General features: G+C 73.4%; 14 protein-coding genes and 1 pseudogene. 5 read left to right on the plus strand and 10 right to left on the minus strand.

The window, feature by feature from the left end:
• Positions 1–283: 283 nt before the first annotated feature.
• A complete protein-coding gene (locus ACH4VX_RS26065; protein ID WP_398370540.1) occupies positions 284–886 on the minus strand; it encodes an ATP-binding protein in 603 nt (200 codons plus the stop codon).
• Between the two features lie 149 nt (positions 887–1,035).
• On the opposite strand from ACH4VX_RS26065, the gene ACH4VX_RS26070 reads away from it, so the two are divergent.
• Genes ACH4VX_RS26070 through ACH4VX_RS26080 form a run of 3 tightly spaced genes read left to right on the plus strand, consistent with a single transcriptional unit; the run spans position 1,036 to position 2,526 of the window.
• On the plus strand, positions 1,036–1,983 hold the full coding sequence (locus ACH4VX_RS26070; RefSeq protein WP_398370542.1) for a helix-turn-helix domain-containing protein: 948 nt from the start codon (positions 1,036–1,038) through the stop codon (positions 1,981–1,983).
• On the plus strand, positions 1,980–2,192 hold the full coding sequence (locus tag ACH4VX_RS26075; protein WP_398370543.1) for a DUF397 domain-containing protein: 213 nt from the start codon (positions 1,980–1,982) through the stop codon (positions 2,190–2,192). The genes ACH4VX_RS26070 and ACH4VX_RS26075 overlap by 4 nt, the downstream gene beginning before the upstream one ends.
• Positions 2,193–2,208: 16 nt before the next feature.
• On the plus strand, positions 2,209–2,526 hold the full coding sequence (locus ACH4VX_RS26080; protein WP_398370545.1) for a hypothetical protein: 318 nt from the start codon (positions 2,209–2,211) through the stop codon (positions 2,524–2,526).
• A gap of 20 nt (positions 2,527–2,546) precedes the next feature.
• Here the strand turns inward: ACH4VX_RS26080 and ACH4VX_RS26085 are convergent.
• Positions 2,547–2,939 (minus strand): annotated as a pseudogene (locus tag ACH4VX_RS26085) (GNAT family N-acetyltransferase); the annotation flags it as partial.
• Between the two features lie 201 nt (positions 2,940–3,140).
• Here ACH4VX_RS26085 and ACH4VX_RS26090 point away from each other — a divergent pair.
• Complete coding sequence (locus ACH4VX_RS26090; protein ID WP_398370547.1) at positions 3,141–3,524, plus strand: NAD(P)-binding domain-containing protein; 384 nt, start codon at positions 3,141–3,143, stop codon at positions 3,522–3,524.
• Positions 3,503–3,781, plus strand: a complete 279-nt coding sequence (locus ACH4VX_RS26095) for an NADPH-dependent F420 reductase (RefSeq protein ID WP_398370549.1) — start codon at positions 3,503–3,505, stop codon at positions 3,779–3,781. Before ACH4VX_RS26090 ends, ACH4VX_RS26095 begins: the two co-directional genes overlap by 22 nt.
• 25 nt (positions 3,782–3,806) lie before the next feature.
• Here ACH4VX_RS26095 and ACH4VX_RS26100 read toward each other — a convergent pair whose 3' ends face one another.
• The 8 genes from ACH4VX_RS26100 to ACH4VX_RS26135 form a co-directional block, all read right to left on the minus strand.
• A complete protein-coding gene (locus tag ACH4VX_RS26100; protein WP_398370551.1) occupies positions 3,807–4,991 on the minus strand; it encodes a VWA-like domain-containing protein in 1,185 nt (394 codons plus the stop codon).
• 11 nt (positions 4,992–5,002) lie between these two features.
• Positions 5,003–6,190 carry an AAA family ATPase gene (locus tag ACH4VX_RS26105; protein ID WP_398370552.1) on the minus strand — a complete coding sequence of 396 codons (1,188 nt, stop codon included), beginning with the start codon at positions 6,188–6,190 and terminating at the stop codon, positions 5,003–5,005.
• Entirely contained in the window at positions 6,187–7,983 is a 1,797-nt protein-coding gene (locus ACH4VX_RS26110; RefSeq protein WP_398370554.1) for an ankyrin repeat domain-containing protein, read from the minus strand. Before ACH4VX_RS26110 ends, ACH4VX_RS26105 begins: the two co-directional genes overlap by 4 nt.
• Positions 7,980–9,116 carry a gala protein gene (locus ACH4VX_RS26115; protein ID WP_398370555.1) on the minus strand — a complete coding sequence of 379 codons (1,137 nt, stop codon included), beginning with the start codon at positions 9,114–9,116 and terminating at the stop codon, positions 7,980–7,982. Before ACH4VX_RS26115 ends, ACH4VX_RS26110 begins: the two co-directional genes overlap by 4 nt.
• 278 nt (positions 9,117–9,394) lie before the next feature.
• Complete coding sequence (locus ACH4VX_RS26120) at positions 9,395–10,045, minus strand: thymidine kinase (protein WP_398370557.1); 651 nt, start codon at positions 10,043–10,045, stop codon at positions 9,395–9,397.
• Between the two features lie 54 nt (positions 10,046–10,099).
• Positions 10,100–11,176: an alkaline phosphatase family protein gene (locus ACH4VX_RS26125; protein WP_398370559.1), complete on the minus strand. Its 1,077-nt coding sequence runs from the start codon at positions 11,174–11,176 to the stop codon at positions 10,100–10,102.
• Positions 11,177–11,655: 479 nt separating this feature from the next.
• Positions 11,656–12,243, minus strand: a complete 588-nt coding sequence (locus ACH4VX_RS26130) for a DUF5998 family protein (RefSeq protein ID WP_398370561.1) — start codon at positions 12,241–12,243, stop codon at positions 11,656–11,658.
• A gap of 41 nt (positions 12,244–12,284) precedes the next feature.
• On the minus strand, positions 12,285–15,101 hold the full coding sequence (locus ACH4VX_RS26135) for a GNAT family N-acetyltransferase (protein WP_398370563.1): 2,817 nt from the start codon (positions 15,099–15,101) through the stop codon (positions 12,285–12,287).
• Positions 15,102–15,130: the final 29 nt, after the last annotated feature.

Raw genomic sequence — 15,130 nt, forward strand, 5'->3', positions numbered from 1 at the left:
GCGAGTTCGGATCTGCGACCTTCCAGGGCAGTGCACGGTTCGAGTCGACAACCTTCCGGAGCGATGCCGGGTTCAGGTCAACGGTTTTCAAGAGCGTTGCCTGGTTCGGAGCGGCGATTTTCGAGGGCGTCGCCTGGTTCGGATCGACGACCTTTGAGGGCAATGCCTGGTTTGAAACTTCCCCTTGATCATGGACACCTGGACGCCGAAGCCCTGGTGCGCCGAAGGGGCCCGAGCCGCCGCGCTGAGAGTCCCAGCGGCTCCCCGACATGAGGCTATTCGCTCACCGCGCGCCCGCCTCACCGAGCCGCCGGTCCAGTTCGGCGTCCAGAGCAACCTGTTCCCTCGCGGTCGGGTCGCGGCCCGGTGGGCACGCGCCTCCGCGGAGAGTCGGAAGAGTGCACTCCGCCCAGACGGTCTTGCCCGGGCCGTCCGGGCGCGGGTGCCAGTCCCAGCGGGTCGCGAGCTGCGTCACGAGGAGCAGTCCGCGGCCGGTCTCGTCGGTGCCGTCGGTCTCCTCCGGGGCGGTGGGGCGGCGGGGGTGGCGTTCGGTGCGGGTGTCGGTGACCTCGACGCGCACGGCGCGGCCGTCGGGGGTCGCGTGGAGGCGGAGGTGAAAGTCCCGGCCGGGGACGTGGCCGTGGCTCACGGCGTTCGCGGTGAGCTCAGCGACGATCAGCACGATCGCGTCGTGCGGGTCGGTGCCGTACGGGATGCCCCACGCGTCCAGGCGGACGGCCACGAGGCGGCGGGCGAGACGGGCTCCGCGCGGTGTGGAGGTGAAGCGCATCTCGAAGGCGGGGGCCGGTGGCGAGGGTGCCTTCAAGGGGGTCCGGGGAGTGGTGGGTTGGGTGATGCCGGTGGGGTTGATGGGTTTCGTCGTCACGCCCTTCACGGTCCCGTCGGTCGCATAGCGTGACCAGTGGTGACGCAGCGACAGAGGGCGGCTGTACCCGTGTTGTACGCGCGTGTCGGAGCTGCGCGCCGTGACGGCGTTCCTTGCGGGGGCGTTGAGCGAAAGAGGCGGTGGTGGACATGGCGGAGCGCACGGGTGCGGAGGCCGGGGCCGAGGCGGTTCCCGGGGAGCGTGAGAACAGCGACGGCGGCGGCGTGGGAGCGGCGGTCGTGAGTCTCGGGGACGGGTGGGAGAACGACGACGGGGCCGGGCAGCGGCCGGAGGGCGATTCGGGGCGGGGCGTCGTGGTCGCGTTCGGGCAGACCATGAAGACGCTGCGGGTGCGGGAGGGGCTGGAGCGCGAGGAGTTCGGGCGGCGGCTCGGGTACTCGGCGTCCACCATCGCGTCGTTCGAGCAGGGACGAAGGATTCCGACGCCCCGGGCGATCGAGCGGGCGGATGAGGTGCTGGGAGCGGGTGGACTGCTGTGCCTGTGGAAGGAGCAGGTGGAGCGGGCTCAGTATCCGGTGTTCTTTCAGGGGATGGCGGCCTTGGAGAAGGAGGCCGTTGAGCTGGTCGCCTACGACACCTTGGTGGTCAAGGGGTTGCTTCAAACTGAGGAGTACATGAGGGCGCTGCTCGCCATGAGACGGCCTCCCCTGGATGAGGAAACCATCGAGCAGCGGGTGGCAGCACGGCTGGCCCGGCGGGACATCTTCGATCGTCGGCCCGCCCCGCTCCTGAGCTTCGTACTCGACGAAGCGATCCTGCGACGCCCTTACGGGGGCAAGTCCGTGCTGCGCGGGCAGTTGGAGCATCTGCTGCTGATCGGGCAGAGGTGCAACGTCGAGATCCAGGTCATGCCGGTCGACCGCGAGGACAACGCCGGCGTGAACGGACCGTTCACCGTTGTGACTCGGAAGGACGGCAAGAAGTTCGTGTACGCCGAGGCACAAGGAATCGGCTCTCTACAGACTGACCCGGAGCAAGGGGTTCTGGCCGCCGCCCGCTATGGGATTATCCGATCACAGGCTCTCAGTCCGCGAGAGTCACTGGAGCTCATCGAAGGGGTGCTGGGATCACTATGACCAACGCTGAGTCCTCGACCGTCGCCTCCGGCCTGGCCTGGTTCAAGAGCAGCTACAGCGGAACCGAGGGCGGCGATTGTGTAGAGGTAGCAGCCACCACGGCAGTCGTGCACGTCCGGGACTCGAAGGCTGAGGCCGGCCCCGTACTCACCGTCTCGCGTGAGGCATGGGCAGGCCTCGTCGAGTTGACCTCGTCGGAACGGGTCTGACGCTCGTACACTCAAAGTGCCTTGGCCAGTTCCCGTCAGCGGACGGTTCCCTACCTGGAGGCAGCGTCGTCCCCGTTGTACCGGAACGGACGGTCACTCCGGCATCGACTTCGGCGCCCAGGTCAGCGTCACCGACGCTGCCGGGACCCTCGTCACCAAGGACAGTCTGGGCCTCGGCCAGAAAACGGAGCTGGGCTGCGAGTTCCCCTCCACGGTCAACGACATCACGCCGGGTTCGAAGTTCTACACGGTCGAGGTCTCCCGCCGCGGCGGGCTCGCTCAAACCGAGGACGAACTACGGTCGGGTGGACTCGCGTTCACTCTCGGCGACTGAACCGGAGCCGATTCTCCAAATTCGCCGGGAAGCGCGCCGGCGAACCAGTCGAGCGCGGCCGCACACGCCCCGGCGGCGTACCCGTGTCCCCACGCCCGTGGCAGGAACAGGTAGCCGAGCTCGGCCTTCCCGGCAGCCTGACGAAGGTGTCCCGTGTTCCTGCAGAGCGTGATCCGGCCGATCATCGCTCCGCCGAGATCGACGACGAAACGGCCGGGGCGCCGGCTGGGCGTCCCGGGTGTCTCGCGCTCGAGCTCATCACGCGGTCGAGGGCCACCGAGGTAGGTGCCCACCTCCGGCGAGGCCAGCAGCTCGATGACCGCCGCACGGTCCCGGGCCCCGGGCTCACGGAGCACCAGCCTCTCGGTCCTGATCGGGGCCGGTGGCCAGGCGACGGGACCGAGCTCAGTCATGCCGGTCAACCTACCCAGCGGGCTCGGGAACGATCAGGGATCGCGGACCGGGTCCGTTCCGGGCCGTTGCGGGAGTCGTCCTCCCCTCCCTCCCGACAGCGGTGGCAGAGGCCGCCCGGCGGTGTCACGGTGAAGAGGCACGCGAGCGGCGTGAACCGCGCACGGTCCTCGCCGGGCCGCCCACGACGTACGGAGCAACGCATGATCGTCACCATCGCCGGTGCCGGGAACATGGCTCGTGGCATCGGTACCCGGACGCTGGCGGGCGGACACTCCCTCCGCCTGTACGACCGTACGCGGGCCAAGGCGGACGACCTGGCCACGGCGCTGAGCCAGGATGTCTCCGGGGCGGACGTCGCATCGGTGGACGAGGGCGCGGTGGCCGACGCCGACATCGTGGTGCTTGCCGTGCCCTATCCGGCCGGGCGTGACGTGGCCGCCGCGTGGTCCGGCGCGCTGGCGGGGAAGGTCGTCGTCGACATCTCCAACCCCGTGGACTTCTCCACCTTCGACTCGCTCGTCGTGAGCCCGGCACCTCGGCTGCCGAGCAGATCGCCGCCGCCGTGCCCGGGGCCCACGTGGTGAAGGCCTTCAACACCACCTTCGCCGGACCGCTCGCCACCGGCGAGGTGGGAGGCCGGCCGCTGGATGTCTTCATCGCGGGGGACGACGAGGGCGCCAGGACGACCGTCTCCGAGCTCGTCTCCTCCGCGGGGCTGCGCCCTCTGGACGTGGGGCCGCTGCGCCGGGCACGTGAGCTGGAGGGCTTCCAGTTCCTGCACATGGCGTCGCAGGAACGGCTTGGCCTGAAATGGTCGAGCGCCGTCACGATCCTGCCCTGACCACCCGCGTCGTCCGCGACGGCCGTCAGGCGGTGACCCGTACCGTCTCCACCCAGTGCGGGGGCTGTGGCGCGTCGGGGCCGATCAGGGCCGCGATGAGGCGGCAGGACGGGACCTCGTCCGGCCAGGGGGTGAAGCCGTCGGTGAGGACGATGACGATCGTGGGGCGGTCTCGGGCCGCGAGGGCCGCTTCGATGCCGACGCGCATGTCCGTGCCGCCTCCGCCGCCGAGGGTGACCTGCTCGGTGGCCGTCACCCGGGACACGGCGTGCACGTCGGCGTCGCAGGCGAGGACGGTGACGCGGTTGCCGCGCACGCCGACCTCGCGCAGGACGCCCGTGACCTCCCCCAGGGCGGCCGCGAGTTCCGCGTCGCCCATCGAGCCCGAGGTGTCGACGACGACGGCCACCCGGGGCAGCGGGCGGCGCAGGCTGGGCAGGACGACGCCGCGCAGCGCCGGGGTACGGCGCGACGGGCGGCGGTAGGTGTAGTCGACGGCTCCGGCGGCCCACGCGGCGGCTTCCCGGACCGCGCCGGACAGCGCCTGCCGCCAGTCCACCGTGGGTTCCAGGAGTTCCTCGGCCCAGCGCTGCCAGCCCGCGGGCAGGGTGCCTCGGGAACGGTGGTGGGCGCGCATCGCCTCGGCGGTGTGCCGGCGCAGTGCCTGGGCCTCGACGTCACCGAGGGCGGCGGGGCCGGCGGTTCCGGGGAGGTCCCAGGGCGCGGGACGGCCGTGGGCGCCCGAGCCGCAGTCGTGTTCTTGTACGTGCGGGGGCAGTTGGGGCAGGTACGTCTCGAACAACTGGCCTTCGGGCAGGCCGTAGAGGCGGGGCTCGACGCGTCCGGCGGGCAGGCGCAGGCCGTCGGTGAGGAGGTCGTCGTTGATCTCGCAGTCCTGGGCGACGTTGACGCGGTACCGGTCGCGCTGGTCGGCGGCGGGAAGCCGGCCGGCGCGGCCGTGGTGGTCGCGCAGCAGGTGCGCCGCCTCGTGGATCCAGACGCCCGCGAGTTCCTCCACGGGGGTCGCGTCGACGAAGGCGGGCGACACGTAGCAGCGCCAGTGGCGGTCCACGCCCATGGTCGGCACCTCGTGGCTCGGCACGACGGTGAGGGCGTACAGGGCCGACGCCAGATACGGGCGGTCGTTCGCCGCGCGGTAGCGGGCCGCGAGCAGTTTGGTCGTGTCCAGGCCGCTGCCGGGTTTCGTCATGCCCGTGTGCCTCAGCGGCCGCCGGGCAGGGCCCCGGACATCTGCAGCAGGTCCAGGAAGCCGTCGATGCCGGGGGGTACGGGCCAGTCGAGCCGGCGCATCGACGCGAGGTCGGTGGCGGCCCGGGCGGCCACGTCCGGTACGCCCGCGTCCACGGCCTTGGCCAGGACCGTCCAGCCGGCCTCCCAGCGGGGCCGGGTGAGGTCGCTCTGGATGGCGGCGACGACCGCGATGAGGAAGGCGAGTTGGCGGTCGCCGCGCTCGGGCAGGGCGAACGCGTCGGGGTCGGCGAGGACCCGCTCGGGGTCGGGCAGATCGAGGTGTTCCAGGTACGACAGCAGTTCGATGCCCGCGCCGTCCCCGACGGCACCGGTGAGCGCGGCGGCCGTGGCCTCGCGGCCGGCGCCGGTCGCATATCCCGTGGCGAGCAGCCGCAGCGCCATCTCCCAGGTGCGCGGGGACGGCCATGAGCGGCCCCGGCTCTCGGCGTCGGCGGGGATGTGGTGGACCAGTCCCGGGCGGGCCGTGAGGAAACCGGAGACGGCGCCGCGGGCCCGCGCGACGGCACCGGGCACCTTGGCCGGATCGACCGCGGGAACGGCCACCTCCGGCCAGGTGCCGGCCATGCCGCGCGCGACCGTGGCCGGGTCGTGGGTCCAGTCGAGGTGGACGAAGCGGTTGGCGAGCGGCGGGCTGAGGTGCCAGCCGTCGGCGGCGCTCGACGGCGGGTTGGCGGCGGCGACGATGCGCACCGCGTCGGGCAGGACGAGGCTGCCGACCCGGCGTTCGAGGACGACCCGCAGCAGCGCCGCCTGCACGGCCGGGGGCGCGGAGGACAGTTCGTCGAAGAAGAGCAGGCCCTGGCCGGCGCGGGTGAGCCGGACCGCCCAGTCGGGCGGGGCCATCGGCACGCCGGTGGTGGCCGGGTCGTCCCCGACGATCGGCAGTCCCGCGAAGTCCGACGGCTCGTGCACGCTGGCGATGACCGTCTCCAGCGGGAGGCCGAGTCCGGCGGCGAGCTGCTCCAGGCCCGCGGACTTGCCGATGCCGGGTTCGCCCCACAGGAGGACGGGCTGGTTGGCCGTCACGGCCAGGGCGAGCGCCTCCAGTTGGGGGTTGGCGGCGGGTTCGGTGCGGTGCGTGCGCAGCCTGCCGACGAGGTCGTCGGCGGCGGCCAGCAGGCCGGGGTCGGTGTTCAAAAGGGCACGTCCTCGCCGTCGTACTGGTCCTCGCGGTATCTCTCGTACTGGTCCATCCAGTCCTCCCACCAGTCGCCGCCCGCGCCCGGATGTTCCTCCCGCACCCGCCGCCGCAGGAAGATCAGGTCGGACCGCTTGTACCGGCGGACGAGGTGGGCAAGCGAAAGCTCCGACTGGTCGACCGCGTCGGTCCGGGCGCCGGCGGCGAGGAGGGCTTCCACCAGGGCCCTGGAACCGCCGTCGTTGACCGCCACGAACAGCGGAGTACGGTCCCGCTGGTCCCGGGCCTCCAGGTCGAGCCCCGCCGCGAGCAGCCGGGGCAGGAGCGGTTCGTGGTCGAGGAGATGCAGTACGTGGAGCAGTGAGCGTCCGGAGGCGTCGCGGACCCGGGGATCCACGCCGGCGTCCAGGAGGTGGAGCACGCCGTGGGTGTCGCCGTGCTGGGCTCGCAGGAACAGGTCCTGGCGCTGGGCTCGCAGTGCCCTGGGCAGCCGGCCGCTGCCGGACGCCCAGGTCTGCTCGACGGCGAAGCACCCGGCGACGGCGCCGCCGAACGCGCGCAGGGCCCGCTCGCGCCGCTGCTCCTCGTCGCTGTGCGGCATGCGGAGCAGACCGCCCGCGCGAAAGCCCACCTCGTGCCATTCACCGCGGCAGCGCACCCGGACGGGTTCGGGGACGGCGGGGCCCGGCGGGCCGCCGGGCCCGTCGGCGCCCCGGAGGTCGGGGAACAGCGCCTCGCGGACCAGCGGATGCAGGTGTTCCGGTTCGACCCCGCCGACGCGCATCAGGTCGAGGTCGGGGAGCCGGCGCCAGAGCGCTTCGGCCAGGAAGGGTACGCCCTTGGCCTCCTCGCGGCCGACGGCCCTCGCCCGGAGAGCGGTGCGACCGCCGGGGGCCGTCGGCTCCAGCAGGACGCAGGTGCGCCAGTCGCCGGCGGCGAGGAAGCGGTCCCCGACGCCCTCGTCCGTCAGCCGGCGGACCTCCCGTTCCAGGCGGGTGTGGTCGAACGCGATCCTGCCGAGGAGCACCGCCGGATCGGCCCGGTACCAGCCGGGGCCGGTCGGGGGTGTCAGGTCGAGTTCGATCCCGGCGGCGGCGAAGGCCGCCTCGACCTCGCCCTTCTGGTGCAGCAGGGTGACCCACTCGGCCCGGGTCGCCGCGTCGGCGGGGCCGGGATCGGCCGTGGGCAGTTCGTCCGTACGGCGTGGGCGGCCGTCGGGGTGGAAGAAGGGGGGCCGGTCGGTCCCGCCGCACCGCTCGCGCAGTTCGGCGGTGCGGCGTGCGTCCCACAGGTGCCGGGCGTACCGCCAGTCCTCGGTCGGGCGTCCGAAGACGCCGGCGGTCTCCTCGTCCGCGATCGTCCGGAAACGCAGGGTGATCCGCTGCGGGCCCTCCAGCATCGCGGGCGTGGTGAGGTGCAGGTACGGCGTGGAGCGGGGGCCTTCGCCCGCCCGCACCGGCCGGTAGCGGGCGAGGACCACGGTCCGGTCGGTGTCGAGGGTGGTCCATCCGCCCAGTACCCGGGGCAGGTGCCAGCGCACCAGGTCCGGGGCCAGGTGGAGCAGATCGTCCTCCAGCGCCACGGCGACGTCGCCGCCGCAGTGCTCGGCGACCTCCGGCAGGTCGATGTCGACGTCCACGCCGGCCGCCGCGCACGCGCCCCGCCAGTCACCTGCCGTACGGCGTTCGGTCGCGCGCTCGATCATCCGCCGGGGCACCGCGTAGCGGCGGATCCGCCGCCGGCTCGCCGCCTCCTCCGGGGAGAAGCAAGGGGGTTCGGGGCGGCGGCTCACCGGTAGACACTTCCTATCGCGCGTAGGTCGGGGTGGGCCCCGGCCATGGGCCGCAGACGTCGGGTGAAGGACCGCTTCACCTTCCGGGGCAGTCCCGGCCCCAGACCGACGTACTCCAGTGGTGAGTCGTCCGGCACGGCCGCCAGCAGGGACTTCGCGCCCCGCCCGGTGAGCCCGGTGTGGCACAGCTCCAGTCGGCGCAGTGGGCTGCCCGCGAGGGCGGCGGCCAGGGCGCGGGCGCCTTCGTCGCCGGTGGCGTTGGCGGGGGCGCCGAGGCTCCGCTCCGACATCGGCCGTCCCAGGTCGAGCGTCTCGATGGCGCCCAGGGCGTCGGCGAGGGCGCAAGCGCCGGCGGGACCGATACCGTTGCCGCCCAGCCCGAGGCGCACCGGCCGTCCGGAGTCGGCGGCGGCTGCCGCGAGGACGGCGGCGCCTTCGTCGCCGAGGTGGTTGGCGGGCAGGTACAGCTCACGCACGCCCGCCTCCCGGATCAGTGCCGCCAGCAGGCCGGCGGCGTCGGCGGTCAGGCCGTTCCCGCCGAGGAAGAGGCGTTCCACCGGGCGCGGGCGGCCGGTGAGGGCGTCGAGCAGGGCGCGCAGGCCCTCGGTGGTGACCCCGGTGTTGACCAGGTCGAGGGTGCGCAGCGTGGTGTTGCGGCGGAGCATCGCGGCGAGCGCCACCACGCCGTCGTCGCCCACCGGGTTGCGCTTGAGCCACAGGGCGCGGACGGTGTCGTCCGCGGAGAGCGCGTCGGCGAGCGCGACGACGCCTTCCGGGCCGATGCGGTTGCAGCCGAGGTAGAGCGTGTGCAGGCCGTGGCCGCCGACGAGCGCGCGGGCGAGAGTCGACGCCCCTTCGTCGCCGATGGCGTTGGTGCCGAGCAGGACGTGCCGGGCGTGCGGTGAGGCGGCGGCGACGGGCATCAGCCGGGCGGCGCCGGCCGCTCCGAGGCCCTGCTTGCACAGGTCGACACGGCCGTCCGCGCGCACGGTGCCGAGCGGGAACGTCTCGTCGGTCCCGACCGCCCGGTCCGACCTCAGCCGGGCCAGCAGCGGGTCCAGGCCGACAGGGTCACTGATCGGGATGTCCGGGTGCTCGATCGCCGGGCAGCGCATGGGTGTCGGCTGCGTCATCACCACTCCACCGGTCCATCGCCGGTGCCCGGCCCGCCGAGGGCGGCATCGCCCTCCGCCCGCCCAGGACGGACCGACGCCTATCGACGTTCCTCCACGACAAGGGCGGCAAGGCCGGTCGGATTCGAACCGACGTCCTCCAGCTTGATGCTAGGGCGCGACGACCTCTGCGCTACAGCCTTGCCGTGGAAGATCATAGCGGGATCGGCCGCGTTGTCGATCATTTGTTTGACCGAGGCCTTCCGTGCGCCACCTGTGCGCGGGGCGACGCTGGCGCGTCAGGCGGAGGAGACGGGCAGCACGTCGGGCGACAGTGCTGCCGCGTGGGCCGTCGCGGCCGTCATGCGGCGGCGGTGGTGACGGCGGCACAGGACCTCGTAACCGACCTCGTCCGCGGAGCCGGTGACGTCGCCGACGACCACCTGGGCGCCCTCGACGACCATGACCCCGCCGACCGTGCGGGCGTTGTGCGTGGCGCGGGCGCCGCACCAGCACAGGGCCTCGACCTGGAGCACCTCGACCCGGTCGGCCAGCTCGACCAGCCGCTGGGAGCCGGGGAACAGCTTGGAGCGGAAGTCCGTCGTGATGCCGAAGGCGTACACGTCGAGTTCCAGGTCGTCCACCACGCGCGCGAGCTGGTCGATCTGCTCCGGTGCCAGGAACTGTGCCTCGTCGGCGATCACATAGTCCGCGCGCCGGCCCTGCGAGAGGTGGTCGACGAGGTACGCGTACAGGTCCGCGCCGTCGCCGACCTCCACCGCGTCCGTGACCAGGCCCAGGCGGGAGGACAGCTTGCCCTCGCCGGCCCGGTCGTTGCGGGTGAAGATCATGCCGGTCAGGCCGCGTGCCGAACGGTTGTGCTCGATCTGGAGAGCCAGTGTCGACTTCCCGCAGTCCATCGTTCCGGAGAAGAACACCAGCTCGGGCATGGCAGGTCGGGCACCTTTCGGCAAGAGGTCGGGGCGGGGTGTGCGGGCGGAGACTCAGGAGCGTACTTCGAGCAGGGGGACCAGCTGCTCGGCAGGGGTCATCGAACCGTGGTTGCCGACCATCGCCGACTCCCTGGGCTCCCGCTCGGAGGCGATCAGCAGGACGTCGTCCCGCGCGGCGGCGACCACGTCGCCGATCCGGTGGTACACGCGCTCGTCGACCGCCGGTCCGAACCAGCCCGCCTCGATCGCCTCGTCGCGCGAGGCCACCCAGAACTGCTCGCCGAGCACCTCGCGCCAGCAGGTCAGCACGTCGTTGGCGGCGCCCGGTACGGCGTAGACGTGCCGGGCGCGGCCCTCACCGCCGAGCAGGGCGACGCCGGCCTTCAGCTCCCAGTCCTCGTCGAAGTCGATGCGGTGGTCCTCGTCGAAGGGGACGTCGATCATGCCGTGGTCGGCGGTGACGTAGAGCGCGCTGCGCGGGGGGAGCTGTTCGGCCAGGCGCTGGACCAGGCGGTCGACGTACATGAGCTGGCCGCGCCAGGTGTCGGAGTCGACACCGAAGCGGTGGCCCGCGCCGTCGACCTCGGCGTAGTACGTGTAGACCAGGGCACGGTCGGCGGCGGCGAGCTGCTCGGCCGCGGTGTCCATGCGCTCCTCCCCGGAGAGCCGCCCGAGGAAGGTGCCGCCGCTGAGCGCGACCTTGGTCAGCGGGGTGTTCGCGAAGGTCGGTGAGGAGACCTGGGCCGCGTGCACGCCCGCCCGGTGGGCCAGCTCGAAGACGGTGGGGTACGGCTGCCAGGGGCGGGGCGGGGTCCAGGGCTGCCAGCGCAGCTGGTTCATCAGCTCGCCGGTGTCCGGGTTGCGCACGGTGTAACCCGGCAGGCCGTGCGCCCCCGGCGGCAGACCGGTGCCGACGGAGGCCAGGGAGGTGGCGGTCGTCGCCGGGTATCCGGCGGTGATCGGACGGCCGGTGCCGCCGCGCGAGGCGGCCAGCAGGGACGTCATGAAGGGGGCTTCCCCGGGGTGCGCCTTCAGCTGCTCCCAGCCCAGCCCGTCGATCAGGAACACGCAGTTCCGGTCGGCGGGGGTCAGTTCGGGGATCGCGGCGGTCATGCCGGGGACGGCCATACCGGCGGCGAGCGTGGGCAGCAGGTCGGCGAGCGAACCGGTGCCGTATTCGGGCAGGGGCGCGGAGCCGGGGGCGAGGGGTCGCGGGTGCGCGTCGTCCCAGGCAGTGGGGTGCGGGGGTGGCGTGGGCCGGGCGGGGGGTGTGAGCCGCGCGGGGGACGTGGACTGCGCGGGAGGTGTCGGCCGCGCCGTGGCTGTGGACTGCGCGGTGCGGGCGGGCGGCGCGGGGTGGGGGGCCCGCGGGCGGGGCCCTGGCCGCGCACCGGATACGGGCTGGGCGCCAGGGGTGGACCGCGCGTCTGAGCCGGGCCGCACGCCCGATGCCGGCCGCGCGCCGGGCGCAGGCTGCACACCGGAGGCGGGCTGGGCACCCGACGCAGGCTGCACACCGGGCGCGGGCTGGGCACCCGACGCAGGCTGGGCGCCGGACGCGGACTGGGCGCCCGGTGCGCGGCGCGCGCCGGGTGTGGGCTGTGCCATCAGCGTGTCTGGTCCGCGGTCGCCTCGGACAGGGCCTGCGCGAAGGTGAGCGCCTGGCGTACCGTCTCCGGTCCGTCACCGGCCTCGCTGACGCGCAGACTCAGGTCGTCGGCCGTGGAGCTGCCCGTGTAGCCGTGGTCGGCCTCGCAGTTGGGGTCGCCGCAGGCGGCCGGCTCCAGGTCGATGCGGGAGACCGCGCCCCAGCCGATGGTGAGCACGATCTCGCGCGGCAGCGTGCCCGGCTTGTACGACTCCGGGTTGGCGACCACCCGGCTGACCACGATCGACGAGATCCGGCCGAGCTTGACCGACTCCGTGGACGTGGTGGCGTACGGCGTCGGGGAGGTGGTGTCCGCGGCCTGCTCGTCGGTGTGGCTGACGATGAAGCGGTTGCCGGTGAGGACGAGCACGGTGACATGCCGCCGCACCTCGTTCTGGTCGAACGTCGTCTCCTGGTGGACCAGGTACGACCGGACGGGCTCGCCGCCCACGGCGGCCTCCACCGCCTCGGCCACGAGAGCCGGGTAGTAGCCGCTGCGCTCGATCGCCGTCCGCAGCCCCTGGGTCGTCGTACTGGTCTTGGCCATGACGCCCATCCTACGGGGGGCCACCGACTGCGAGTCACCGCTCAGTAGGCGGGGAGGGTCCGCGGGCCGAGGTCGTCACGGGCGGGCGGCGGGGCGAGGCGTACGGACGCGCCCAGGACGCTCACGCCGCGCGGGGCGACGACCACCGGTTCCAGGGTGACCGCGACGACCTCCGGGTGATCGTCGACCAGCCGCGACACCCTCAGCATCAGCTCCTCCAGCGCGGGGGTGTCGACCGGTGCCGAGCCGCGCCAGCCGAACAGGAGCGGGGCGGTCCGGATCGATCGCACCAGCGAGGTCGCGTCCCGGTCGGTGACCGGGATCAGCCGGTGTGCCATGTCCCCGAGCAGTTGGGAGGGGGGCCCGGCGAGCCCGAAGGACAGTACGGCTCCGGCGGCGGGGTCGATGACCGCACGTACGACGGTGTCGACACCGCGCGGGGCCATCCGCTGCACCACGGGGCGCAGCTCCTCCGGGGTGCCGAACAGCTCCGTCAACTCGGCGTACGCCCGACGTAGTTGCTCCTCGTCGGCCAGGTCCAGACGGACGCCGCCCAGGTCGGCTCGGTGCCTCAGATAGGGGGCGGTCGCCTTGAGGGCCACGGGGTGGCCGAGGATGCGCGCGGCCTCGGCGGCGGCGTCGGGGTCCGGGGCGGGCAGGGCCCGGTGCACATGGACGCCGTACATGCCGAGCAGGTCGCAGGTCTCGGCGGTGCCCAGGGTGAGCCCCTGCCCGCGCGCGAGCAGTCCGCCGATGAGCGCGGCCGCGCCCCGCTCGTCGATGTCCTCGTACCCGGGCACCTTCCCGGGCTCGGCGGCCTCCCGCCGCCACTGCGCGTACGCGACGGCCTGCGCGAGCGCCCGGACGGCACGCTCGGAAGCGGGGTAGGCGGGGATGAGGTGAGCGCCCTCGGGGACCGGCGGGGCCGTCACGGAAGCGGTGTCCACCTGGGGCCGTGGTGCCGGCGCCGCCGGCGTCGGGGCCTGCGGGGCCGTGCTGGTGGCGGCGGACAGGGCCGCTGCGAGGCCACCGAGTTCCACGTGGACCACCAGGACGGGCTTGGACGGGGTCGCGGCGGAGGCCGAGCGCAGGGCCTGTGCCAGGGCCGCGTCGCCGACCGAGCCCTCCCCCACCGCCGGGATCGCGGTCACGACGACCGCGTCGCTCGTGTCGTCGGCCAGCGCGCGGGACAGCGCGGCGTGGAAGTCCGCCGCCGAGGCGGCGGCGGTGAGGTCCAGCGGGGGATGCGGACGCAGTCCTTCGGCGAGGCAGGCGTCGTAGGTGAGCAGGCCCAGGGACTCGGAGTTGCCGAGGATGGCCACCCGGGGTCCGGCCGGCAGGGGCTGGCGGGCGAGCAGCAGGCCCGCGTCGACCAGTTCGGTGATGGTGTCCACGCGGATCACCCCGGCCTGCCGCAGCAGTGCGGACACCGTCGCGTGGGGCAGCCGGGTCGCCCGTACGGCGTGCCCCCGGGGCCCCGCTCCATGGCGGGCGCCCTGGACCACGACCAGCGGCTTCGCCGCCGCGGTCCGGCGGGCGAGGCGGGTGAACTTGCGGGGGTTGCCGATGGACTCCAGGTACATCAGGGCGACGTCGGTGTCGGGGTCCTCGTACCAGTACTGCAGGACGTCGTTGCCGGAGACGTCGGCCCGGTTGCCGGACGAGACGAAGGTGGACACGCCGGTGACGCCGGTGACGCCGCCGCCGCGCCGGTGCAGACGGGACAGCAGGGCGATGCCGATGGCGCCGGACTGGGCGAACAGTCCGATCCGGCCCGGACGGGGCATCTCCGGGGCGAGCGAGGCGTTCAGCCGTACGTCCGGGGAGGTGTTGATGACGCCGAAGGCGTTCGGGCCGATGATCCGCATGCCGTACGCGCGCGCCTGCCGTACGAGGGCGCGCTGGCGGTCGCGGCCGTCGGGGCCGGACTCGGCGTAACCGGCGGAGACGACGACGAGGCCCTGCACGCCGTGCTCGCCGCACTCGGTGACGGTCTCGGGGACCCGCTCGGCGGGCACCGCGACGACCGCGAGGTCGACGGGCCCGTCGATGTCCCGCACCGAGCGGAACGCGGCCACCCCGCCGAGTTCCTCCTCCCCCTCCCCCAGGGCCTTGTTCACGGCGTAGAGCCGGCCGGTGAACCCGGTGTCCCGGAGGTTGTCGAGGATGCTGCGGCCCACGCCGCCGGGTGCGCGGCCGGCGCCGACGACGGCCACCGAGCCGGGGGCGAGCAGCCGCTGCACCGAGCGTGCCTCGGCGCGCTGTTCGCGCGCGTACTGCACGGCCATGGAACGGTCGGTGGGTTCGAGGTCGAACTCCAGGCGGACGACGCCGTCCTCGAAGCTGCGCTTCTGGGTGTACCCGGCGTCGGTGAACACCTTGATCATCTTGTTGTTGGCGGGCAGCACCTCGGCCGCGAACCGGCGGATGCCGCGCTCCCGCGCGACGGCACCGATGTGTTCGAGGAGGGCTGAGGCGACACCCCGGCCCTGGTGGGCGTCCTGCACGAGGAAGGCGACCTCGGCCTCGTCGGCCGGGGCCGACGCGGGCGTCCCGTCGGCGCCGATCCGGTCGTAGCGTACGGTGGCGATGAACTCGCCGCCCACGGTGGCCGCGAGTCCCACCCGGTCCACGAAGTCGTGGTGCGTGAAGCGGTGGACGTCCTTGGCGGACAGACGAGGGTAGGGCGCGAAGAAGCGGTAGTACTTCGACTCGTCCGACACCTGCTCGTAGAAGCTGACCAGGCGCTCGGCGTCATCAACGGTGATGGGGCGGATGCGCGCGGTACCACCGTCGCGCAGCACCACGTCGGCCTCCCAGTGGGCGGGATACTCGTGCCGGTCCGACGAGGTCTGCATGGGCCCCAGAGTACGGCTCGCGTACGACA

The sequence above is a fragment of the Streptomyces sp. NPDC020731 genome (assembly GCF_044334705.1).
Classification (GTDB): Bacteria; Actinomycetota; Actinomycetes; order Streptomycetales; family Streptomycetaceae; genus Streptomyces.